Genomic DNA, 23,223 nt, shown 5'->3' with positions numbered 1-23,223 from the left:
TTTATGTTTTAAAGCGTTTACTTCAGATTACCTCCCCTTGCTGCAAACTCTCCGCGCTGGCACTCTACCTTCTTCGCACATTGAGGAACTTCTATGTATCTAATCAATGGCCAACGGCAGGCTATGCTTCCGGTAAATGACCGCGCGGTGCAGTTCGGTGATGGCTGCTTTTCAACGGCGGTCGTTAAAAACGGCAAAATCAGTTTTGCCGAACAGCATATCCATCGCATGCGCCTGGCCTGCGAAAAGCTGCTGATTCCTTTTACTGATTGGGCGTTGCTCCTGGATGAGATGTCCGCGCTTGCCGCAGCCGAAGAGCGGGCCGTGATAAAGGTGATTATCAGCCGTGGCTCGGGCGGAAGAGGGTACAGTGCGGCTAATTGCCGGCTGCCCACGCGTATAATCGGCCTCTCTCCTTTTCCCGATTTCTATGATGAATGGAAGACGCAGGGCATTCGCCTTGCGCTTAGCCCAGTTTGTCTTGGCGTGAATCCCACGTTTGCCGGCATTAAACACCTTAACCGCCTCGAGCAGGTCTTAATTCGTACACATCTTGAACAGACGCCCGCTCAGGAAGCGCTGGTCCTTGACAGTGAAGGGTGGCTTACGGAATGCTGTGCGGCTAATTTATTCTGGCGAAAGGGGAATCAGGTTTTCACCCCTTATGTTGACAGGGCTGGTGTGAACGGAACGATGCGGCAGCATATTTTACGTTGCCTGCAAAATTCAGCGTGGCAGGTGAACGAGGTGCGCGAAAAGCTCGACACCCTCGCAGACGCCGATGAGCTGTGTATCTGTAACGCGCTGATGCCCGTGATCCCGGTCAAGCAGGCCGAGTCCTGGCATTACAAAACGCACGAGCTTTATCATTTTTTAGCGCCACTTTGTGAGTAAAACGATTACCGATGAAAAAGATGCTACGTTTCTTTGTGCTGTTGCTGGTGGTTCTTGGCATTGCTGCCGGTGTCGGAATGTGGAAGGTCCGCCAGCTGGCAAACAGCCACCTTGCCATCAAGCAGGAAACTATTTTTACCCTAAAGCCGGGAACCGGGCGTCTTGCGCTGGGCACGCAGCTTTATGAAGAAAAACTGCTGACGCGCCCACGGGTCTTCCAGTGGCTGCTAAAAGTCGAGCCCGATCTTGCTCGTTTCAAAGCGGGTACCTACCGTCTTACGCCCCAGATGACGGTGCGCGACATGCTTAAACTGCTCGCGAGCGGTAAAGAAGCCCAGTTCCCCATTCGCTTTGTTGAAGGGATGCGTCTGAGCGACTGGCTTAAGCAACTGCGTGAAGCGCCTTACATCAAACACACCCTGAAAGATGACAGCTACGCTACGGTCGCCGAAGCCCTGAAGCTTGAGCATCCTGAATGGGCAGAGGGCTGGTTCTTCCCGGATACATGGCTTTACACCGCTAACACAACCGACGTAGCGCTGTTAAAACGCGCCCACGAGCGTATGCAAAAGGCCGTGCAGACAGCCTGGGACAGCAAAATTGACGGACTGCCGTACAAAACCCCAAACGACCTTGTCACCATGGCTTCCATCATTGAAAAAGAGACAGCCGTTGCCAGCGAACGCGACCGCGTCGCCTCGGTCTTTATTAATCGTCTACGTATCGGCATGCGTTTACAAACTGACCCGACCGTGATTTACGGCATGGGTGAGAACTATAATGGTAAGCTGTCGCGCAAAGATCTTGAGACGCCAACGCCTTATAATACCTACGTGATTGCCGGTATGCCGCCGGGCCCGATTGCTATCCCGAGCGCGGCGTCGCTGCAGGCGGCGGCAAATCCTGCCAAAACGCCGTATCTCTACTTTGTCGCCGACGGTAAAGGCGGGCACACCTTTAATACTAATCTCGCCAGCCACAATCAGGCGGTGCAGGTGTATATCAAAACGCTAAAGGACAAGAATGGTCAGTAAATTTATCGTCATCGAGGGGCTCGAAGGCGCAGGGAAAACAAACGCCCATAACGTTGTTGTCGCCACGCTCAAAGAGCTCGGGGTGACCGACCTGGTCTTTACCCGCGAGCCGGGCGGCACGCCGCTGGCAGAAAGACTGCGCGAGCTTACGCTGAACAACAAAGGCATCGGTGACGAAGTTGTGACCGATAAAGCCGAAGTGCTGATGTTTTACGCCGCGCGCGTCCAGCTTGTGGAGACGGTTATCAAACCGGCCCTGGCTCGCGGAGCCTGGGTAATTGGCGATCGCCACGATCTTTCGACGCAGGCCTATCAGGGCGGCGGACGCCGCATCGATCAAAATCTGCTGATGGCGCTGCGCAATACCGTGCTGGGGGATTTCTACCCCGATTTGACAATATACCTGGACGTCACGCCGGAAGTTGGGCTGACGCGCGCCCGCGCGCGCGGCGAGCTGGACCGCATTGAGCAGGAATCTATCGACTTCTTCAACCGCACACGTGCGCGTTACCTTGAGCTTGCCGCCGAAGATAGCCGCATCAGAACAATCGATGCGACCCAGCCGCTGGACGATGTTTCCGTGGCCGTGCGCGGCGCAGTAATTGACTGGGCTAAGGGGCTGGTCTGATGAAATGGTATCCATGGCTGCGCGGGCCTTTTGAGCAAATCCTCAGCCAGTATCAGGCTGGGCGCGGGCACCATGCGTTACTTCTTCACTCGCTGCCAGGCATGGGTGACGACGCGCTGATTTACGCGCTACGTCGCTGGATTATGTGCCAGCATCCGGAAGGTAACAAAAGCTGCGGACGCTGCCGTAGCTGCCATCTGATGCAGGCCGATACCCATCCGGACAGCTACGTTATCGCCCCAGAAAAAGGCAAAACCAGCCTGGGCATCGACAGCATCCGCGAAATCACCGAAAAGCTTTATGGCCATGCGCAGCAGGGTGGCGCAAAGGTCGTGTGGCTTACCGACGCGGGCCTGCTGACCGAAGCCGCAGCCAACGCCCTGCTTAAAACGCTTGAAGAACCGCCTGCAAATACCTGGTTCTTCCTTGGCTGCCGTGAACCGGCCCGCCTGCCTGCCACGTTGCGCAGTCGCTGTCTGTACTGGCACCTGACCCCACCGGATGAAACCTTTGCCCTGGCCTGGCTTGCCAGGGAAAGCTCGCTCGACGGCACGCAGCTGCGAGCCGCGCTGCGTTTAAGCTCCGGCGCACCGGCCGCTGCGCTTGAGTTGCTCCAGCCTGAAAACTGGAAGCATCGTCAGGCGCTTTGCGAAAAGCTCATTCAGGCCTGTTCCTCAAAGGACATGCTGGCGTTATTGCCCTCGCTGAACCATGAAGACGCGGCGCAGCGCATTCACTGGCTGAGCTCGCTGCTGCTGGACGCGCTTAAATGGCAGCAGGGCGCAGGGCAGTGGCTTGCTAACGACGATATGCAGCCGCTGGTGGCAACGCTTGCAGGTAGCACCGCGCCTGCCGTATTGCAGGCTATCCTGCAGGGCTGGTTCACCTGTCGTGAATCCTTGCTGAGCGTGGTCGGCGTCAACCGAGAATTACTGATTACCGAACAACTGCTGACCTGGGAGCGACTTATGCAACCGGGTGCTATCCTTCCTTCTCCACATCTTTAAGAGTGTTTGTATGTTTCTGGTCGACTCACACTGCCATCTTGATGGCCTGGATTATCAATCCCTGCATAAAAACGTCGATGACGTACTGGAAAAAGCCGCCGCGAGAGATGTGAAATTCTGCCTCGCCGTCGCGACCACGCTTGTGGGCTATCGCGGCATGCGCGAGCTGGTAGGCGAACGACAAAACGTTGCGTTCTCCTGCGGCGTGCATCCGCTCAATCAGGATGAAGAATACGATGTCGAAGAACTTCGCCGCCTCGCCGCAGAGCCGGGTGTAGTTGCGATGGGTGAAACGGGCCTCGACTATTTTTACACGCCCGAAACCAAGCCGCGCCAGCAGGAGTCATTCCGCAATCACATCCGCATTGGGCGCGAGCTTAACAAGCCTGTTATCGTGCATACCCGCGATGCGCGCGCCGACACGCTGGCGATTCTCAACGAAGAGAAAGTGACAGACTGCGGTGGGGTACTACACTGTTTTACAGAAGATCGGGAAACAGCGGGAAAGCTGCTTGATATGGGCTTCTATATTTCGTTTTCCGGGATTGTGACTTTCCGCAATGCCGACCAGCTGCGTGACGCCGCGCGGTTTGTTCCGCTGGATAGAATACTGGTTGAGACCGACTCGCCGTATCTGGCTCCGGTGCCGCATCGCGGTAAAGAAAACCAGCCGGCCATGACACGAGATGTTGCAGAATACATGGCGGTTTTGAAGCGCGTTTCCGTGGAAGAGCTGGCGGCTGTGACCACTAAAAACTTCGCCGAGCTGTTCCATATTTCACCCTCGCGCCTGCAATCTTCCTGATAACCATCACTTATTTTAAAGCTCGTAATTAATCATGGAAGCGAGTAAAGTGCTCCGCCACAAAAAGGGCGGAGTATGACCTTTTTGAAACAATTGGACATGAGTTATGTAAATTAATGAAAGCTTTTGCGTCATCTATCCGAGAAACGTGATAGGCGTCAAACAAAGTTTTTTCTATTTATTTTACTCTGCGTAATAAATAAAGGGCACTTAGATGCCCTGTTTATGGACCGGTTCTCCCCCCGATCCGATGCGCATAATGCGTAAAAAAAGCACAAATACTCAGGAGCACTCTCAATTATGTTTAAGAATGCATTTGCTAACCTGCAAAAGGTAGGTAAATCGCTGATGTTGCCAGTATCCGTACTGCCTATCGCAGGTATCCTGCTGGGCGTCGGTTCTGCAAACTTCAGCTGGCTGCCAGCCGTGGTTTCTCATGTTATGGCGGAAGCGGGCGGTTCAGTTTTCGCCAACATGCCGCTGATCTTCGCAATCGGTGTCGCGCTGGGCTTCACCAACAACGATGGCGTTTCCGCGCTGGCCGCTGTGGTTGCTTACGGCATCATGGTGAAAACCATGGCTGTGGTTGCACCGCTGGTTCTGCATCTGCCTGCTGAAGAAATTGCTGCCAAACACCTCGCCGATACGGGTGTTCTGGGCGGTATTATCTCTGGTGCTATTGCAGCCTACATGTTCAACCGTTTCTACCGTATCAAGCTGCCTGAGTATCTGGGCTTCTTCGCCGGTAAACGTTTCGTACCGATCATCTCTGGTCTGGCTGCGATCTTCATGGGCGTTGTGCTGTCCTTCATCTGGCCACCAATCGGTACCGCTATCCAGACCTTCTCTCAGTGGGCTGCTTACCAGAACCCGGTTGTGGCATTCGGTATCTACGGCTTCGTAGAACGCTGCCTGGTGCCGTTCGGTCTGCACCACATCTGGAACGTTCCATTCCAGATGCAGATTGGTGAATACACCAACGCTGCGGGTCAGGTGTTCCACGGTGACATCCCTCGTTACATGGCAGGCGACCCAACTGCGGGCAAACTGTCCGGTGGCTTCCTGTTCAAAATGTACGGTCTGCCTGCTGCGGCTATCGCAATCTGGCACTCAGCGAAACCTGAGAATCGTGCAAAAGTTGGCGGCATCATGATCTCTGCTGCGCTGACTTCATTCCTGACCGGTATCACCGAGCCAATCGAATTCTCCTTCATGTTCGTGGCACCAATCCTGTACATCATCCACGCGGTGCTGGCAGGCCTGGCGTTCCCGATCTGTATCCTGCTGGGTATGCGTGACGGTACTTCCTTCTCACACGGTCTGATTGACTTCATCGTGCTGAGCGGTAACAGCAGCAAGCTGTGGCTGTTCCCAATCGTTGGTCTGTGCTACGCGGCTATCTACTACACCGTGTTCCGCGTGCTGATCAAAGCGCTGGACCTGAAAACCCCAGGTCGTGAAGATGCAACCTCCGAGTCCACCGCTACTTCTACAAGCGAAATGGCACCGGCTCTGGTTAGCGCCTTCGGCGGTAAAGAAAACATCACTAACCTCGACGCATGTATTACCCGTCTGCGTGTTAGCGTGGCCGACGTATCTAAAGTCGACCAGGCTGGCCTGAAGAAACTGGGTGCGGCAGGTGTGGTTGTGGCTGGTTCAGGCGTTCAGGCTATCTTCGGGACTAAGTCCGATAACCTGAAAACTGAAATGGATGAGTGGATCCGTAACAGCTAAGCAGTGATTTGGGGAGACTAAGGGAGGCCAATGGCCTCCCTTTTTTACGTTAAGAGGATACGTTTTGTCGGGTGGCGCTATAGCTTACCCGAGCTACGAAAACTATTCGTAGGGTGGATAAGCAAGCGCCATCCACCGAAGGTTTAGAAGCTGTAATTCGCGCTGACGGAGAAGTTACGCGGCGCGCCGTAGACGATACCGCGGCTATCAACGTTGGTGTCGTAGGACTTATCAAACAGGTTGTCGACGTTAGCCTGCACCGAGAACGCCTTCGTCACGTTGTAACGGGCAAACAGATCGACCAGCGCATAGCTGCCCTGTTCGGAACGGTAGGTGCCGCTTGGCACTGCAACGTCAGACCAGACGTGGTTCTGCCAGTTCACGCCACCACCGACGGCCAGCGCCTGCAGCATCGGTAGACGGTAGCTGGTGAACAGCTTGACGCTGGTACGCGGCAGGTTTGGGTTAACCGCGTCGCCTTCGCCGTCTTCAGCAACATAGCGCGTCGCGCCGAAGGTCATCTGCCAGTTATCGGTCAGCGCGCCGTTGATTTCAAACTCAACGCCCTTGCTCGTCGTGCCGTTCACTTCTTTATAGGCCGATTCACCGCTGGTACCTGGAATTACGCCGCCGGTCGCCTGCGCAAGATGATCCTGCTCGATGCGGAAAACGGCCATCGAGGTCGTCAGACGTCCGTTCAGCCAGTCCGCTTTCAGGCCCGCTTCGTAGTTATTCCCGGTGATGGGAGACAGATATTTCTGCTGGGTATCACGCTCGGTCTGCGGTTTGAAGATGGAGGTGTAGCTCGCATAGGTCGACCAGGTATCGTTGATATCGAACACCACGCCCGCATACGGGGAAGTATTGTTCTTCTCAAGCTGCTGGTTCAGCGTATCGAGGTTGTACTTGGTATAGCGTGCGCCGAGAATGACGTGCAGCGGGTCGGCAAGCGAAATGCGGGTCGCCAGGTAGGCTGATTTCTGATGAATGGTGTCATTCTGCGCAAGCGTCAGCGGCGACCAGTCGGTTTCCGGGAAGTTACCGTTGAAATCATTATAGTTGCCCAGCTCCGTATCGCCGATATTCGCCCATGAGCTGAAATAGGTATTGTTCTGGCGGCTGTAGCTCGCGCCGACCATCAGCTCATGCTGGCGTCCAAACAGTTCGTAGGAGCCGTTGGCGAAGGTATCAATCGCATCGACTTTACGCTTGCCGGTGTTGTATCCGGTGCCGCCTACGTACGGATAGGACGGCCCGTACGGGCTAACCAGCAGGCCGGTGGATTTATCGACCAGCCCGTCCAGGTAAAGCTGCTTGCTGTCGAGCGTCATCTCGGTATGAGTGCCGTTCACGGTGAGCTGCCAGTCGTTGCTGAGCTGCTGCTTCAGCGTCATAAAGGTGCGCTGCGATTCTTTGTCGTTGTAGGACCAGTCCGGCGCGGTGCTGTAGCTGCGGTCAGGGCTGGTTTTGCTGCCGTCGGTGTACCAGCGCGGAATGCCGCCCCAGGTCGGCGCGTTGACGTTGGTTTGCTGGTAGTCATAGCCGACGGAGAAGCTGGTGGCGTCGGTTAAATCAACGTCCACCACGCCGTAGAAAAACTTCTTCTTCTGGTTGTAACGGTCAAGCCAGCTATCGTTATCCTGGTAGCCTGCCACCATGCGGCCGCGAATTTTACCGGAGTCGATAAGCGGCGCGGACATATCGGCCACGTAGCGCTGTTTGTTCCAACTGCCATATTCGGCGGAAACGTTCGTCGTGAACTCGCGGCTGTCAGCATGTTTACGAATCATATTGATAGCGGCCGACGGGTTGCCTGAGCCGGTTGTCAGGCCATTCGCCCCGCGTACCACCTCAATGCGTTCGAAGATCGCCGTATCGGAAAGCGCGTCGCCCAGGTTCCAGCGCGGCTCAAAGATTGTCGGAATACCGTCGACCATGTAGTTATCGATGGCAAAACCGCGAGCGTAATAGGTTGCGCGGTCGGAGTCGGCAAAGCTTTCGCTAATTCCTGTGGTATTGCGCAGCACGTCGCCCAGCGACTCCAGCTTTTGATCCTTCATGCGCTGTTCGCTAACGATGCTAACCGACTGGGGAATGTCGCGGGGCACCAGCGTCATTTTGGTGCCGGCGGCGGTAGCCTTGACGCTGTAGTCCTCTGCGTCCGTATTAGCGGCAGCATCAGCGCTTGTCCCCTCGACCACCAGAGTATCTTCGGCACCGGTATTTGCGGCAAACGCGGCGGGCGTCAGCGCAAAAGCAATACAAACGGCCAGCAGCGAAGGCGCGGTGGCAACAGAACGCTGCCCATCCCTGGAATGAATGGATAAAGACATCATTAACCCTTTATTGAGTGTTGGTAGTTGTGCCCCGGCCCCGCGTGAAGTCCGGCAGCCAGGTGCGTATTCTTATTTTCTAGGTAGAAATTGCGCATGAAAATGCAAATGAGAAATATACGCATTCGATATCGCGCTGTAAATATATGTTACGAGGGGGAATGAAATATCGTTTTAGTTGTCGCACGGGCAGGGCGGGGATGGTCATTTGAGCAGCAGCCAACATGCTGCCCTATAAAGAATTAAGGGGTTAAGGTTGAAAGAGCGGGAGTAACTCGCTCATACTCTTACGCTATGCGGCGCGCCCACGGAAAGCTAAACTGCGCGCAACGCCTGCAGCTTATGCCACAAACAAATGAAAAAGGTAAACGTCATGGCCGAAGAAACTATTTTCAGCAAAATCATTCGCCGCGAAATTCCGGCAGATATCGTCTATCAGGACGACCTTGTCACCGCTTTCCGCGATATCTCTCCGCAGGCCCCGACCCATATTCTCATCATTCCGAACATCCTTATCCCAACGGTAAACGATGTCACCGCCGATCATGAGCTGGCATTAGGCCGCATGCTGACCGTGGCGGCGAAAATTGCCGAGCAGGAAGGGATTGCCGAAGACGGCTACCGTTTAATCATGAACTGCAACCGCCACGGCGGGCAGGAAGTCTATCATATTCATATGCACCTGCTCGGCGGGCGCGTGCTCGGGCCTATGCTGTCCCACAAAGGATAATGTAATGAAACGGAACCCTCTCTTATTGCTGCTGGCTGTAGTGCTGATGGCGGGGTGCGGTTCCCGGCCCGCCATTCCGGTCAATGAAGATCAGGCGCTGGTGATGGAATCTTCGGTGCTCGCCGCCGGGATCAGCGCTGAAAAGCCAAATATTTCCTCCGTTGACGGTGCCACCGTTTCCCAGTCTGAGCTGTATAATGAACAGGCCGTTCCGGTGGTCATCAACTATCGTTTCTTCTGGTATGACGCAAAAGGGCTGGAGATTCATCCGCTCGAAAAAACTCGCTCAGTCACGATACCGGCCAAGTCCGGCCTCACGGTATCGTCAACGGCCAGCTATCCAGACGCGCGTAAAGTGCGTCTTTATCTCTCTTTATAAGGGGTGAATTTTGATTAAGGGAATCCATCGATACCTGGTGGTCGTCGCTGCGGCGATGATACTGTCCGGCTGTATTAAGGGCGGCGGCGAGCAGCCTGCGCCAGTGGAAGAAGTGAAGCCGGGTACAACCCAGCCAGCGCAGCCGGAACCGACGGTGCCATCCGTTCCAACGGTACCCAGCCAGCCAGGCCCGGTAACCCAGCCTGAGCCGACCATTCCGGCTACGCCTAAAGTGCGCAACTACGACTGGGGCAGCGCGATGCAGCCTATGGTCGGCAAAATGCTGCAGGCCGATGGCGTCACGCCGGGCGGCGTGCTGCTGGTAGACAGCGTGAACAACCGCACCAACGGCTCGCTTGATACCAGCAAGGCGACGGAAGCCCTGCGCGGCGCGCTTGCGAACAACGGCAAATTCACCCTCGTTTCTGCCCAGCAGCTTTCGATAGCGAAGCAGCAGCTTGGCCTATCCCCGCAGGACAGCCTCGGCTCGCGCAGCAAGGCTATCGGCATTGCCCGTAACGTTGGCGCGCAGTACGTGCTTTACAGCAACGCCAGCGGCAACGTTCGTACCCCAACCGTTAAAATGCAGCTAATGCTGGTGCAAACCGGTGAAATTATCTGGTCAGGCAGCGGTGCGGTACAGCAAACCCAATAATGCTTCGCTGCAATCGGTGATTGCACGGCATCTTCCGGCGGCTCAGGCCGCCGGTTGCTTTTCTGCGCTGGAAGGCCTGAGCGGCGGCAGCCTGCACTTTAAAGCCGGTGAGCGGGAGTTTGTCGCGCGTCAGCAGCTTGCTGACGCTATGCCTGGCGTATCCTTGCCGCGCCAGTACCGCGCCCTCAAACGGCTGCGGTCAGGTATCGGCCCAAAACCCGTGTGTTTAGCCGACGGCTGGCTCATCGTTGAATGGCTTGCCGGAGAGGTAAAAACGCAGCCGCTCGCGCAAAACGCGCTCGCAGAATTGCTGCACGGCCTTCACCGGCAGCCTCTTTTCGGCTGGCGGATAAGCCTGCTGCCCGTGCTCGAATTTTACTGGCAGCACGCCTGCCCGGCGCGGCGTAGCCTACCGTGGCTGCGCCTGCTAAAAAGTAAGCAAAAGCAGGGGGAACCTAAGCCGCTGCGGCTGGCCCCCCTGCATATGGATGTCCACGCGGGTAACCTGGTGCATCAGCATTCCGCGCTTAGGCTCATCGACTGGGAATACGCGGGCGACGGCGATATCGCGCTTGAACTTGCGGCAACCGTTGCTGCAAATAACATCGATGGCGAAGAACTGCTGCGGCGCTACGCAAGTCTGAGCAATATTCGGCTTGAAACGCTGCGCGGCCAGGTCAATCGCTGGCGGCCCTGGGTTATCATGCTGATGGCGTCGTGGTACGAATGCCGCTGGCGGCAAACGCAGGACAGAACATTTTTAACGCTGGCAGACGAGGCCTGGAGCCTGCTGCGAGCGACGAAACAATAAAGAGAGGTAGATGTGGGCCCGGTAATGTTGGATGTGGCAGGCTTTGAGCTGGATGCCGAAGAGCGTGAAATACTGCAGCACCCGCTGGTGGGTGGTCTGATTCTGTTTACCCGCAACTATCACGATCCGGAGCAGCTGCGCGAGCTGGTTCGCCAGATCCGCGCGGCCTCCCGTAATCACCTCGTCGTGGCGGTCGATCAGGAGGGCGGGCGGGTGCAGCGTTTCCGTGATGGCTTTACTCTTCTACCGGCAGCCCAGTCGTTTGCTGCGCTGCACGGCCTGGACAAAGGCGGCGAGCTGGCCCAGGACGCGGGCTGGCTGATGGCCAGTGAAATGATCGCCATGGATATCGACATCAGCTTTGCTCCGGTGCTGGATGTCGGCCATATCAGCGCCGCCATTGGCGAACGCTCTTACCATGAAGACCCGGCTAAGGCGCTGGCTATGGCGACGCGATTTATCGACGGCATGCACGCGGCGGGCATGAAAACCACCGGGAAACACTTCCCCGGCCACGGCGCGGTCACCGCGGACTCCCACAAGGAAACCCCGCGTGACGATCGGGAAGAGGCGGTGATTCGCCAGCACGACATGCAGATCTTCCGCAGCCTGATTACTGAAAACAAGCTTGATGCCATCATGCCCGCGCACGTTATCTATACCAACGTTGACCCGCGTCCGGCGAGCGGCTCCCCGCACTGGTTAAAAACCGTGCTGCGCGGTGAGCTTGGCTTTGAGGGCGTGATTTTCTCCGACGATCTGTCGATGGAAGGCGCGGCAATAATGGGCAGCTACGCCGAGCGCGGCCAGGCGTCGCTGGATGCAGGTTGCGATATGATCCTCGTCTGCAATAATCGTAAGGGGGCCGTGAGCGTGTTAGATAACCTGTCTCCGGTCAAAGCAGACCGTGTTACAGGTTTGTATCATAAAGGTTCATTTACCCGCCAGGAGCTGATGTCTTCTACGCGCTGGAAGCAGGTGAATCAGCAGCTCGAAGCGCTGCACGAGCAGTGGCAGGCCCACAAGGCGGGGCTTTAACCCTCAGGCTCTGGCCTGAATTTGCGTGGTGAGGATGTATGATTATCTATTTACACGGTTTTGACTCAAACAGTCCCGGTAACCATGAAAAGGTGCTGCAGCTTCAGTTTATCGACCCGGACGTGCGGCTTATCAGCTACAGCACGCGCCACCCGAAACACGACATGCAGCATCTGCTGAAAGAAGTCGACAAAATGCTGCAGCTTAGCGACGACGAACGCCCGCTCATCTGCGGCGTCGGTCTTGGCGGCTTCTGGGCGGAACGCATCGGCTTTCTGTGCGACATTCGCCAGGTCATCTTCAACCCGAACCTGTTCCCGCAGGAAAACATGGAAGGCAAGATTGACCGCCCGGAAGAGTACACAGACATTTCAACGAAATGCGTGCAGAACTTCCGTGAAAAGAACCGCGACCGCTGCCTGGCAATCCTGTCCCGCAACGACGAGGCGCTGGACAACAGGCGCGCGGCCGAAACGCTGCATCACTTCTATGAAATCGTCTGGGACGAAGAGCAGTCGCATAAATTCAAGAATATTTCCCCGCATCTTCAACGTATTAAAGCCTTCAAAACGCTGGGTTAACATTCCCGCAACCTGCATAAATACCTCACGGGTCAGCGCTTGCTGGCCCGTTTTGCTTATCTTTTCGGCATAAAAATTGATGCATATCAATTTTGGTATGACCAATGCACCGTTCATGTTATTCTTTGGTCACATTCATGAAATGTCTTACGCAACTTGTTGTTAATTAAACGTTATTTAGATAACTTTTAATTAACAATTGGTTAATATTTTGAGGGGGTCACTTTGACTACGCCATTAAGAAAGATTGTCATTGTAGGTGGTGGTGCCGGCGGACTTGAACTGGCAACGCAGCTGGGCAAGAAACTGGGTCGCGGCAAAAAAGCGAAAATCACGCTGGTCGATCGCAACCACAGCCATCTGTGGAAGCCGCTGCTGCACGAAGTGGCAACCGGCTCTCTGGACGAGGGCGTGGACGCGCTGAGCTACCTGGCGCATGCCCGCAACCACCATTTCCAGTTCCAGCTTGGTTCGGTGATGGACATCAACCGTGAAGCGAAAACCCTGACGCTCGCCGAACTGCGCGACGAGAAGGGCGAGCTGCTGGTGCCGGAACGCAAGATCCCCTACGACACGCTGGTAATGGCGCTGGGCAGCACCTCCAACGACTTCAACACGCCGGGCGTAAAAGAGAACTGCATTTTCCTCGACAACCCGCACCAGGCGCGTCGTTTCCACTCAGAAATGCTGAACCTGTTCCTTAAGTATTCCGCAAATCTGGGCGCGAGTGGCAAAGTGAACATCGCCATCGTCGGGGGCGGCGCAACGGGCGTTGAGCTTTCCGCCGAGCTGCACAACGCCGTTAAGCAGCTGCACAGCTACGGCTACAAAGGCCTGACCAACGAAGCGCTGAACGTAACGCTGGTCGAAGCGGGCGAGCGTATTCTGCCTGCTCTGCCACCGCGTATTTCTGCGGCGGCGCACAGCGAGCTGACCAAGCTGGGCGTGCGCGTATTAACGCAAACCATGGTGACCTCCGCCGATGCCGGTGGCCTGAACACCAAAGACGGCGAGTACATCGCAGCCGATCTCATGGTCTGGGCGGCGGGCATCAAAGCGCCAGACTTTATGAAGGATATCGGCGGGCTTGAAACCAACCGTATCAACCAGCTGGTGACCGAGCCTACGCTGCAAACCACGCGCGATCCGGATATCTATGCGATTGGCGACTGCGCCTCCTGCGCCCGTCCGGAAGGCGGCTTCGTGCCTCCGCGCGCTCAGGCTGCGCACCAGATGGCTTCCCTTGTGCTGAAGAATATTATTGGCCAGAGCAAGGGGCAGCCGCTGAAGTCCTACGTTTATAAGGATCACGGCTCGCTGGTTTCCCTGTCCAAATTCTCCACCGTCGGTAGCCTGATGGGCAACCTGATGCGTGGCTCTATGATGGTCGAGGGGCGCATGGCCCGCTTCGTGTACATCTCGCTATACCGTATGCACCAGGTCGCGCTGCACGGCTACTTCAAAACCGGCCTGATGATGCTGGTGGGCAGCATTAACCGCGTGATTCGTCCGCGCCTGAAGCTGCACTAAGCATGCTCGCTGTTTAGAAAACCCGGCCACCGTGCCGGGTTTTTTATGGCTGCGATTTAGCATAAAAACGCATGAATAAGCGTTAAGTGCTTAGGAGTTCTCTTAAACCCATCGGTTTGAAGAATGAATTGGCACTTTTCATCCGTTGTCTGATTTGTCCTCGTTCACCTTTGGTTGCAAAATTAGGGGTAATAACACAGTCAGGAGGATGTCCTGTGAATAAATCAATGTTAGCGGGTGTGGGTATTGGCGTGGCCGCAGCTCTCGGCGTTGCCGCGGTCGCAAGCATGAACGTGTTCGATCGTGGGCCACAGTACGCACAGGTGGTGTCCGCGACACCTATCAAGGAAACGGTTAAAACGCCGCGCAAAGAGTGCCGCAACGTGGCGGTAACCCATCGTCGGCCGGTGCAGGATGAAAACCGCATCGTTGGCTCAGCGCTGGGCGCGGTTGCCGGTGGCGTTATCGGCCACCAGTTTGGCGGCGGGCGCGGTAAAGATGTGGCGACGGTAGTAGGCGCGCTCGGCGGCGGCTACGCCGGTAACCAGGTGCAGGGCGCAATGCAGGACGGCGACACCTACACCACCACCCAGCAGCGCTGTAAAACCGTGTATGACAAATCGGAAAAAATGCTCGGTTACGATGTGACCTACCGCATCGGCGACCAGCAGGGAAAAATCCGCATGGATAAAGACCCCGGCACGCAGATCCCGGTGGATAGCAACGGCCAGCTGGTGCTGAATAAGATTTGATTAATAGGGTGGGTGGATGTTAGCGGTGGGTGGCGGCTTACGCCTTACCCACCCTACGATCCGCTGAATAAGATTTGATAAATAAGTCGAAACAGGCGTATGCCGCTACCCGACACCGCATTAATGTTTCCCACGTAGCTCCTGCTGCAACGCTAGCAAAGTGCGCACTTCTGCGATCCGGCGTTGCGTGAGCGCAGGAATATCACCCGGCCTGCTCGCAAACATCCGTTCCGCCCCAAAAATTATCTCCCCTAAGCAGCGGTCATAAAGCGGCCCGGCAATCTTATGCTGGCGGCTGCTCCGGGTATTAAGCACCTCCACCACTTCGTCGGTTCCCCGGCGGTCAACGTTAACCACGCGGCCATCGCGCAGATAGATTTTCATGCCTTTTTGCCCGCCCGCCGGGCCCGCGTATTTATTTAGCGTGAGCGTAACCGGAATGCCGCCTACCGTTCCCCGCAGCGCGGCATCGCCTTCGGCGGTCGACACGTCACCCGGCTGAATGCTATTTCCAAGGCGGTCGCGGGCGTGAACCAGCGCAAGCGTTAGCTCGTCGTTCCCGCCAAGCCGGTGCAGCGTTTCGCGGATCATCGCCAGAACATGGGTGCCGATATCGACAATCACGCCGTCAGGGTGGCGCAGCTGCCGGGTATCCGCTTCACCCGTCGCGAAGTTCAGGGCGATGGGCTCGCCCGCGTCGTTAAAGCTGCTTGGCTCCTGCAAAAAACCGTCGATACGCGCGATCTCAGCAACGCTGTTTATAAACTGCGTCGCGTCCGTCCGCACCATCCAGTGATCGAGCGCCAGCACGCGCGAGGCGATCTGCGGATCCGCCAGCATCGTTTCCAGCTCGGCAAGCTGCTCAAGCGTGGCGGCGACGGGTTTCTCAACCACAATCTGGGCGATATCGCTCTTTAACACGGCCTGAAGAACCGGCAGGTGTAAAAGCGAAGGGGTGGTAATCATCACCACGTCTAACGGCAGCGCCAGCAGCGCATCAAGCGAATCGCATGCCGTCACGCCCTCCAGACGTCGTTCCGGATCTGGGTCAAATCCGTAGCAGCTAAGCTCGGGCAGCGAGAGGCGTGAAATAGCCGGAAGATAGGCCGTTTCGACCACGGCACCGGTGCCAATTAATCCAACCAACATATAAAACCCCTGCGACAAATTTTAGGGATGAATATTCTCCCTCTCTTTTAAAGCAGTATTGGGATCGGGTCGAGCGTGAAAATGTATTTAGCGGTAAACAACTGAGGAGGTGGGGCGAACAATGGCTTGTCCACCCTACGGTTTGGAGGTCGGCTGACGGTAGAGTTTATCTGCCCTGGGATTGAGCTTATAGGTCGGCTAAGCGACAGCGCCAGCCGACAATAATCAAGCTTTCTTAAGCTCGGGCCACACGCGCATCGTAGTCCGCACAATGCTCATTAAATCCTCGTAGCCTGCGTTTTCGCGGGCGCTGACCGACATGCCCTGAATAATGCAGCACAGGTATTTCGCCAGCGCTCGCGCATCGCTGCCCGCCGGGATTTCGCCTTTCTGCTGCCGCTGTTCCATAAAGCGCACTAACGTCTCTTCCTGCATGGCGTGGCGAGCTTTAATGGTGGTTGCGATATCGTCTGAAGAGGCGGCAAGCACCGAAGAGGTGCAGATGATAAAGCAGCCCGACGGGGTGTCTTTATCGGTAAAACGCTTCGCCACGGTAGAAAGATAGTCCTCAAGCGCCTCTTCGAGGGTGCGGTCTTCGCAGAACAGGCATGCCTCATGCTTTTCCGCAAAGCGCGCGATGTACCTGTCGAGCACGGCGCGGAACAGCCCCTCTTTATTGGTGAACTCCGCGTAGAGCGTGGGTGCCTTCGCGCCGGTCGCTTCTACCAGATGCGCCATCGAGGTGGCTTCATAGCCGTGCTGCCAGAACAACGCCATGGCCTTGTCGAGTGCGGCTTCCCTGTCGAACACTTTCGGTCGGCCACGGCTTTTTTTAATGCAGCTGGTGTCTGTAGACATGTTCGCCGTTTAACCTTTGTCTGTTTAGTGAACGATCATTATAAAAATTATCGCACCCGGTAGCCAGCAGCTTCTTTCTAAAAATAATTATTTCCTATGCTAATGAAAAATAGTGCTTTTCTAAATTAGTTAATGGTCGTTATAAAATATTGTTGACGTGTGACGCAGATCACGTTTATGATTTATCTATCGATCGTTAACTAATTAAGTTAATGACTTCTAATAAACACCTGCTGAAGGCATCTACCATGAAAAACGTAAAAACTCTTATCGCTGCTGCAATGCTCAGCACCCTCTCTTTTGCAAGCTTTGCGGCTGTACAAGTGCAGTCCACTCCGGCTAACCAACAAAAAGTTGGCACCATCAGCGCCAACGCCGGGACTAACCTGGGCTCGCTGGAAGATCAGCTGGCGGCGAAAGCCGAAGCCGTGGGCGCTAAATCGTTCCGTATCACCTCCGTGTCCGGTCCGAACACCCTGCACGGCACCGCTGTTATCTATAAATAACAGCAGGGCGTAACCCTCAACGCGCCCGACCCTCTTAGCCATGCCACAAAAAAGGCCTTGTCGAAAGACAAGGCCTTTTGCATTGCGGAATACAAAATCAAATCGTGTTCGTTGACGCCTCGTGGGCGTTCACCTCTACCGGCATGCCCGAACGGTGCTGCATCGCCTGTTCCATCACCTGCGCGTCCGTTTCAGGCGCTGACTGGAACTGCTTCATCTGGTCGTTGAGCAGTATCGGCAAGACTTTAGGATCGTCATCAATCGATTTCGACAGCGGCTGATGTACCTCAACCAGACGGCGGCCATCCGGCTCCACGGAAGCTTTAATCGGCGTGTTGATGATGCGCACCGGCGTGCCGACCGGCATATCGCGGTATAGCGCTTTAATATCGTCATCGCGCAGGCGGATACAGCCGGAGCTGACGCGCATGCCGATGCCAAAGTCGGCGTTGGTGCCGTGCAGCAGATAAACGCCGCCGTAGGCCGCGAGGCGAATCGCGTGGTGGCCCATCGGGTTATCCGGCCCGGCAGGCACAACCGCCGGCAGCGTGATGCCGTTCTTCAGATAACGTGCGCGAATATTTGCGGTTGGCGTCCAGGTGGGGTTCGCCCGCTTGTCGGAAACGGTGGTTTGCATGGTTGGCGTGACGGTATCGCCGCCAAGCTGGCCGATGCCGATAGGATAAACCGTCACGCTGTTCTGCCCGGCAGGATAGTAATAAACCCGCAGCTCGGCGAGGTTAATCACTAGCCCCTCACGCGGCGCGTCCGGCAGCAGCATCTGGCGGGGAATGGTCAACACGCTGCCCGCGCGCGGAACGTAGGGATCGACGCCCGGGTTCGCCTGCAGCAGCGCTAAAAAGCCCACGTTGTAGCGCTTGGCGATAGCCTCAAGCGATCCGCCGTCATCGGCCACCACGTGGAAAAAGTTCTGGCCTATCAGGCGGCTGCCTGCGGCGGGAAGCGGATAGGAATTGGCGCTAGCCGGAAGCGCGGCCAGCGCGGTGGTGACGAGCATCATGGATGCAAGCCAGCGTGCAGAGGTAGAAAAAAGTCGCGAAGAAAACATGCCGATAAACCTCATTATAATTAAGGTCAATGTTATTAAAAAGTTAATCGGGAATTATGGCGGGGGAACGTGTCGGGAAATCCTGGCGCTTTGAAAAGAATGTGTAAATGTTACAGCGGTGAAGAATAAGAATGGCGGGCAGCGTTGCGCTACCCGCCAGCTATCGCTAAGCCGCCGCGTTTTCCGCAAGCTGGCTCATAAAGTTACGTACCCACTCCATGCGCGTTTTGCGGTCGGCAAGATCCTGCATGAATTTAAGCCGGGTCGGGCCGTCGAGGCGGTAGTGCTGCGGCTGTTTTTGCAGCAGCCCAATCAGCCATACCGGATCGACGTGGTTCTTCTCGGCAAACTCGATCACGCCGCCTTTGTCATTGCCTTCAATCTTACGTACGCCGAGCTTCTGCGCCTGCTGGCGCAGGGCGGCGATATCCAGCAGGTTGCGCGCCGCGTCCGGCAGCAGGCCGAAACGGTCAATGAGCTCAACCTTCAGCTCGTCCAACTCGTGGCCGTTTTTGGCACTGGCGATGCGTTTATAGAACGACAGACGCGTGTTGACGTCCGGAATGAAATCCTCCGGCAGCAGGGCGGGCATGCGCAGTTCGACCTCCGTCTGGCTGCTGGTCAAATCTTCCAGCGACGGCTCGCGGCCTTCCTTCAGAGCGTCCACGGCGTTTTCCAGCATCTCCATATACAGCGAGAAGCCGATGGTTTCCATCGAGCCGCTCTGGCCTTCGCCCAGCAGCTCGCCCGCGCCGCGAATTTCCAGATCGTGGGTCGCCAGCGCGAAGCCCGCGCCTAAATCTTCCAGCGAGGCGATAGCTTCCAGGCGCTTTTGCGCATCCGTCGTCATCGCTTTCGGATGCGGGGTCAGCAGCCAGGCATAGGCCTGGTGGTGCGAACGTCCGACGCGGCCGCGCAGCTGGTGCAGCTGGGCCAGCCCAAAGTGGTCCGCGCGCTCGATGATAATGGTGTTGGCGGTGGGAATATCAATACCGGTTTCGATGATCGTGGTACACACCAGCACGTTAAAGCGCTGGTGGTGGAAGTCGTTCATCACGCGTTCCAGCTCGCGTTCGCGCATCTGCCCGTGGCCGATGGTGATGCGCGCTTCCGGCACCAGCGTCGCCAGGCGCTCCGCCGCTTTCTGGATGTTTTCAACGTCGTTATACAGGTAATAAACCTGCCCGCCGCGTAGCACTTCACGCAGAATCGCCTCGCGAACGACAAGCTCGTCATACTGGCGGACGAAGGTTTTCACCGCCAGGCGGCGAGCCGGAGGGGTAGCGATAATCGACAGATCGCGCATTCCGCTCATCGCCATATTCAGCGTACGAGGAATAGGCGTGGCGGTAAGCGTCAGGATATCGACATCGGCGCGCATCGCCTTAATGCGCTCTTTGTGGCGCACGCCGAAGCGGTGTTCTTCATCGACGATCAGCAGGCCGAGATCCTTCATCTTCACATCATTTTGCAGCAGCTTGTGCGTGCCGATGAGAATGTCGATTTTGCCTTCGCGGGCCTCTTCAAGGATCTGCGCCTGCTCTTTGGCGCTGCGGAAGCGCGAGAGCATTTCCACGCGCACCGGCCAGTTTGCAAACCGGTCCTGGAAGTTGTCGAGGTGCTGCTGGGCCAGCAGAGTGGTGGGTACCAGCACCGCGACCTGCTTGTGGTTTTCGACGGCGAGGAACGCGGCGCGCATGGCCACCTCGGTTTTCCCGAAGCCCACGTCGCCACACACCAGCCTGTCCATCGCCAGCGGCTGGCACATATCGCTCAGCACGGCGTTGATGGCCTGGGCCTGATCCGGCGTGGTTTCAAACGGGAAGCCGTCGCAGAATAGCTGGTATTGCTCGCGGTCATGTTTGAAGGCGAAACCTTCTTTCGCCGCGCGCTGGGCGTAAATATCCAGCAGCTCCGCCGCAACGTCGCGTACTTTTTCCGCCGCTTTTTGGCGCGCGCGCGACCAGGCGTCGCTGCCGAGCTTGTGCAGCGGTGCGCTTTCTTCCGCACCGCCCGCATAGCGGCTTATAAGATGCAGCGACGAAACGGGAACATACAGCTTGGCGTCGCCCGCGTAGGTCAGCATGAGATATTCAGCGGTGATGCCGCCGGCTTCCAGCGTCGTCAGGCCCGCATAGCGGCCTACGCCGTGTTCAAGGTGCACGACGGGCTGGCCGGGGCGCAACTCCGCGAGGTTGCGGATCAGCGTGTCCGGGTTGATCGCCCTGCGGTTGTCCTGACGGCGGCGGCTAACGCGTTCGCCAAGCAGGTCGCTTTCGCAAATCAGCGCGCGGTTACGCAGCGTATCGATGAAACCGTGCTCGCTTGCGCCAAGCATCAGATAGCGGCCACGGTCGGCGGCTTCATCCAGGCGGTAAATGCGTTTTGGCGCAACTTTGATGCGCGACAGCAGCTCGCCCAGCGCCTCGCGTCGGCCTTCGCTTTCTACCGAGAAAATCACCGGGCCATCGAAGGACTCGAGGAATTTGCGCAGGTTATCAAGCGGCGCTTTGTTCTGCGCCTGCACCGCCAGGTCCGGCAGCGCGTGATAACCCAGATTGGTGTTGGCGGCTTTGTCGGCCAGATGCTCGGTTTTAAGCTGGATGCGCGGCCAGGATTTCAGCTCGCTGAATACTTCGTCCACGCGCAGCCACAGGTTTTCCGGCGGCAGCAGCGGGCGCATAGGGTCAACGCCGCGGTTTTCGTAGCGCGCGGTGGCATCCTGCCAGAAACGTTCGGCGCTGGTTTCCAGATCGCCGGTGTTCACCAGCAGGGTGTTTTTCGGGAAATAGCTAAACAGCGGCGGCAGCGGCTCGTTGAAGAACAGCGGCTGCCAGTATTCGATCCCGGCGGGCAGGGTGCCTTTGCTGACCTGCTGATAGATGTGCTCCGCCTCGCGTTTCACGTCGAACCTGTCGCGCCACTGGCTGCGGAACAGTTCTATCGCCGCTTTATCCGTCGGGAATTCATGCGCGGGCAGCAGGTTGATGGCTTCCACTTCTTCGAGCGTGCGCTGGGTGTCAACGTCAAACACGCGCAGGCTGTCGATTTCATCATCGAAAAAGTCGATGCGGTACGGTTTGTCGCTGCCCATTGGGTAGAGGTCAAGCAGGGCGCCACGGGTAGCAAATTCGCCGTGTTCCATTACCTGGTCGACGCTGCGGTAGCCCGCCTGCTCAAGCTGGCTGCGCAGATTATCGCGGGAAAGCCGCTGGCTTTTTTTCATCACCAGCGCGTGGCCGTGCAGATAGCTGTGCGGGCACACGCGCTGCATCAGGGTATTCACCGGCATAATAAGCACGCCGCGCTGCATGGTCGGCAGCTGATATAGCGTGGACAGGCGCGAGGAGATGATTTCCTGATGCGGCGAGAAGCTGTCGTACGGCAGCGTTTCCCAGTCGGCAAGGTTCATCACCAGGCTGTCGGTAAACTGCGAAATTTCGTCGTGCAGGCGCAGGGCGTTTTGCATATCGGGCGCGATTAACACCACCGGGCCGCCGTGGCGTTCAACAATTTCTGCCACTTCTGTCGCGCAGGCAGAACCGGTGAGTTCACCAAGGTGGCGTTGGTCACCGGCTTTAACAGGTAAGGAATAGCGATATTGTTCAGGCATAGCGGATGTCGGAATCTCTTTAGTTGAGCGGTATGCGAGGGGCAGAGCCTGTGAGAATAGTAGTATTATCCGCGATCGTTGTCCTTAAGCAACAAAATCGCTCGGTTTTGGCGGCAGGCAGAGGGAAAACAGCCTGCGATTACAGGCTGTTGCAGGTGGGTTATTTAACCAGCTTGCGGAACTTCTCCGGCGAATCAACCAGCACGCCGTCGGCACCCAGCGCTTTGGCCTGCTGATAGTCCTCTTTGCTATTGACGCCTAACAAAATCACGCGGGCGTTGCCGCCGGATTTAAAGCAGTCCATCGCCTCTTTGTCCCAGGTCAGGTAAGCCTTAGAGCGGCCCTCGCCAAGGGTAAATTTCTCGACAACTTCAACCTCACGCTTCAGCTCCAGCCCGTACCAGCGCGCCTGCCTGCCGTCGTTTTTCACCTGACACTGATGGTCCATGGTGATATTGGCAAGAATCGTGCGCGTTTCATCGCGTGTCTCAAAGCGCGGGATGCTGTCAGGCAGCGCGGCGAGGTATTTCGAGTCGGTTGAATACACTCTCACGCGATTAAGGCTGTGATTCGTTTTCAGAACGGCAAGCAGATTTTTTCCAAATACCGCCGGGTCGGCGTCCGGGGATTTAATATCCAGATAGAAGAATGTTTTCGGCCATTTTTTCAAAACGGTTTCAAGCGTTGGAATGGTGGCGTTCTTGTCGCGCCACGGAAAATCAGGGGGAAGATATTTGTATCCCGCATCTATTTTTTCGAGCGCAGAGGCGGTCTGTTCGGAAACTTTACCCTTGCTGTTGGTCAGCGCGCTTAAATCACTCGGGCGGTACAGTACCGGCACGCCGTCTTTGCTCAGCTGTAGCGTGATCCACACGGCATCGGCATGATTACCGATAGATTTTTCGATGGCGGGCAGGGTGTTTTCAGGCGCGTCACCGGTGCCGCCACGGTGAGCGATGATTTGCGGCGCTTTGGCAAAGGCGGTATTGATACAACAAATGAATAGCGATGACAGACATAATGTTTTTAGCATGTGTAATTTCCTTATATTCATAACGTAAATATATGTCGCATGAGATGCCCGTTAATTAGTGCCTTGCCGGGCAGAATGTAAATC

The 23,223-nt window shown here is 56.4% G+C and carries 21 protein-coding genes; 15 read left to right on the top strand and 6 right to left on the bottom strand.

Features of this window, described 5'->3' with window-relative positions; translation table 11 throughout:
• Positions 1 to 93 precede the first annotated feature (93 nt).
• The 6 genes from pabC (at position 94) to ptsG (ending at position 6,102) form a co-directional block, all read left to right on the top strand.
• Positions 94 to 894: an aminodeoxychorismate lyase gene (pabC, locus tag ACSPHG_RS14535; RefSeq protein WP_435954226.1), complete on the top strand. Its 801-nt coding sequence runs from the start codon at positions 94 to 96 to the stop codon at positions 892 to 894.
• Between the two features lie 11 nt (positions 895 to 905).
• Positions 906 to 1,928 (top strand): cell division protein YceG, encoded by a 1,023-nt coding sequence (gene yceG / locus ACSPHG_RS14530; protein WP_435954225.1) that lies wholly within the window; start codon positions 906 to 908, stop codon positions 1,926 to 1,928.
• Positions 1,918 to 2,556, top strand: coding sequence for a dTMP kinase (tmk, locus tag ACSPHG_RS14525; protein WP_435954224.1), 639 nt, complete (start codon positions 1,918 to 1,920; stop codon positions 2,554 to 2,556). The genes yceG and tmk overlap by 11 nt, the downstream gene beginning before the upstream one ends.
• Positions 2,556 to 3,563 carry a DNA polymerase III subunit delta' gene (holB, locus tag ACSPHG_RS14520; protein ID WP_435954223.1) on the top strand — a complete coding sequence of 336 codons (1,008 nt, stop codon included), beginning with the start codon at positions 2,556 to 2,558 and terminating at the stop codon, positions 3,561 to 3,563. The genes tmk and holB overlap by 1 nt, the downstream gene beginning before the upstream one ends.
• A gap of 10 nt (positions 3,564 to 3,573) precedes the next feature.
• Complete coding sequence (locus tag ACSPHG_RS14515; protein ID WP_435954222.1) at positions 3,574 to 4,368, top strand: metal-dependent hydrolase; 795 nt, start codon at positions 3,574 to 3,576, stop codon at positions 4,366 to 4,368.
• A 300-nt stretch (positions 4,369 to 4,668) separates the two neighbouring features.
• Positions 4,669 to 6,102 carry a PTS glucose transporter subunit IIBC gene (ptsG, locus tag ACSPHG_RS14510; protein ID WP_435954221.1) on the top strand — a complete coding sequence of 478 codons (1,434 nt, stop codon included), beginning with the start codon at positions 4,669 to 4,671 and terminating at the stop codon, positions 6,100 to 6,102.
• A gap of 143 nt (positions 6,103 to 6,245) precedes the next feature.
• Here ptsG and fhuE read toward each other — a convergent pair whose 3' ends face one another.
• Positions 6,246 to 8,435 (bottom strand): ferric-rhodotorulic acid/ferric-coprogen receptor FhuE, encoded by a 2,190-nt coding sequence (fhuE, locus tag ACSPHG_RS14505; protein WP_435954220.1) that lies wholly within the window; start codon positions 8,433 to 8,435, stop codon positions 6,246 to 6,248.
• Between the two features lie 373 nt (positions 8,436 to 8,808).
• Here fhuE and hinT point away from each other — a divergent pair, with 373 nt between their 5' ends.
• From hinT to ACSPHG_RS14465, 8 genes are all read left to right on the top strand, one after another.
• The gene (hinT, locus tag ACSPHG_RS14500; protein ID WP_435954219.1) at positions 8,809 to 9,165 is read left to right on the top strand and encodes a purine nucleoside phosphoramidase; all 357 of its coding nucleotides are present in this window, start codon (positions 8,809 to 8,811) and stop codon (positions 9,163 to 9,165) included.
• A gap of 4 nt (positions 9,166 to 9,169) precedes the next feature.
• Positions 9,170 to 9,544: a YcfL family putative periplasmic lipoprotein gene (locus ACSPHG_RS14495; protein WP_435954218.1), complete on the top strand. Its 375-nt coding sequence runs from the start codon at positions 9,170 to 9,172 to the stop codon at positions 9,542 to 9,544.
• Between the two features lie 55 nt (positions 9,545 to 9,599).
• Positions 9,600 to 10,199 (top strand): penicillin-binding protein activator LpoB, encoded by a 600-nt coding sequence (gene lpoB / locus ACSPHG_RS14490; protein ID WP_435956028.1) that lies wholly within the window; start codon positions 9,600 to 9,602, stop codon positions 10,197 to 10,199.
• The gene (gene thiK / locus ACSPHG_RS14485; RefSeq protein ID WP_435956027.1) at positions 10,177 to 11,010 is read left to right on the top strand and encodes a thiamine kinase; all 834 of its coding nucleotides are present in this window, start codon (positions 10,177 to 10,179) and stop codon (positions 11,008 to 11,010) included. The genes lpoB and thiK overlap by 23 nt, the downstream gene beginning before the upstream one ends.
• A 12-nt stretch (positions 11,011 to 11,022) precedes the next feature.
• Positions 11,023 to 12,048: a beta-N-acetylhexosaminidase gene (nagZ, locus tag ACSPHG_RS14480; protein WP_435954217.1), complete on the top strand. Its 1,026-nt coding sequence runs from the start codon at positions 11,023 to 11,025 to the stop codon at positions 12,046 to 12,048.
• 38 nt (positions 12,049 to 12,086) lie between these two features.
• Positions 12,087 to 12,629, top strand: a complete 543-nt coding sequence (gene ycfP, locus ACSPHG_RS14475; protein WP_435954216.1) for an alpha/beta hydrolase YcfP — start codon at positions 12,087 to 12,089, stop codon at positions 12,627 to 12,629.
• Between the two features lie 225 nt (positions 12,630 to 12,854).
• Positions 12,855 to 14,159: an NAD(P)/FAD-dependent oxidoreductase gene (locus tag ACSPHG_RS14470; RefSeq protein WP_435954215.1), complete on the top strand. Its 1,305-nt coding sequence runs from the start codon at positions 12,855 to 12,857 to the stop codon at positions 14,157 to 14,159.
• A gap of 215 nt (positions 14,160 to 14,374) precedes the next feature.
• Positions 14,375 to 14,911 carry a glycine zipper 2TM domain-containing protein gene (locus ACSPHG_RS14465; protein WP_435954214.1) on the top strand — a complete coding sequence of 179 codons (537 nt, stop codon included), beginning with the start codon at positions 14,375 to 14,377 and terminating at the stop codon, positions 14,909 to 14,911.
• A 120-nt stretch (positions 14,912 to 15,031) separates the two neighbouring features.
• On the opposite strand, the gene ACSPHG_RS14460 is transcribed toward ACSPHG_RS14465, so the two are convergent.
• Together ACSPHG_RS14460 and ACSPHG_RS14455 are read right to left on the bottom strand one after the other, a co-directional pair.
• Positions 15,032 to 16,060, bottom strand: a complete 1,029-nt coding sequence (locus ACSPHG_RS14460) for a Gfo/Idh/MocA family oxidoreductase (protein ID WP_435954213.1) — start codon at positions 16,058 to 16,060, stop codon at positions 15,032 to 15,034.
• 225 nt (positions 16,061 to 16,285) lie between these two features.
• Positions 16,286 to 16,918 (bottom strand): TetR/AcrR family transcriptional regulator, encoded by a 633-nt coding sequence (locus tag ACSPHG_RS14455; RefSeq protein WP_435954212.1) that lies wholly within the window; start codon positions 16,916 to 16,918, stop codon positions 16,286 to 16,288.
• A 248-nt stretch (positions 16,919 to 17,166) separates the two neighbouring features.
• Between ACSPHG_RS14455 and bhsA the strand changes: the two genes are divergently transcribed.
• Positions 17,167 to 17,424: a multiple stress resistance protein BhsA gene (gene bhsA / locus ACSPHG_RS14450; RefSeq protein ID WP_435954211.1), complete on the top strand. Its 258-nt coding sequence runs from the start codon at positions 17,167 to 17,169 to the stop codon at positions 17,422 to 17,424.
• A gap of 97 nt (positions 17,425 to 17,521) precedes the next feature.
• Here the strand turns inward: bhsA and ldtC are convergent, their stop codons facing one another.
• From ldtC to ACSPHG_RS14435, 3 genes are all read right to left on the bottom strand, one after another.
• Positions 17,522 to 18,493 (bottom strand): L,D-transpeptidase LdtC, encoded by a 972-nt coding sequence (ldtC, locus tag ACSPHG_RS14445; protein ID WP_435954210.1) that lies wholly within the window; start codon positions 18,491 to 18,493, stop codon positions 17,522 to 17,524.
• Positions 18,494 to 18,659: 166 nt separating this feature from the next.
• Positions 18,660 to 22,106 (bottom strand): transcription-repair coupling factor, encoded by a 3,447-nt coding sequence (gene mfd, locus ACSPHG_RS14440; RefSeq protein ID WP_435954209.1) that lies wholly within the window; start codon positions 22,104 to 22,106, stop codon positions 18,660 to 18,662.
• A 160-nt stretch (positions 22,107 to 22,266) separates the two neighbouring features.
• On the bottom strand, positions 22,267 to 23,139 hold the full coding sequence (locus tag ACSPHG_RS14435) for a glycerophosphodiester phosphodiesterase family protein (protein ID WP_435954208.1): 873 nt from the start codon (positions 23,137 to 23,139) through the stop codon (positions 22,267 to 22,269).
• Positions 23,140 to 23,223 lie beyond the last annotated feature (84 nt).

Origin of the sequence: Dryocola baronae (genome assembly GCF_051297175.1) — a bacterium.
Taxonomy (GTDB): domain Bacteria; phylum Pseudomonadota; class Gammaproteobacteria; order Enterobacterales; family Enterobacteriaceae; genus Dryocola.
The sequence above is the reverse complement of the archived record's forward strand: the minus strand, read 5'-3'. Positions and strand labels throughout refer to the sequence as shown.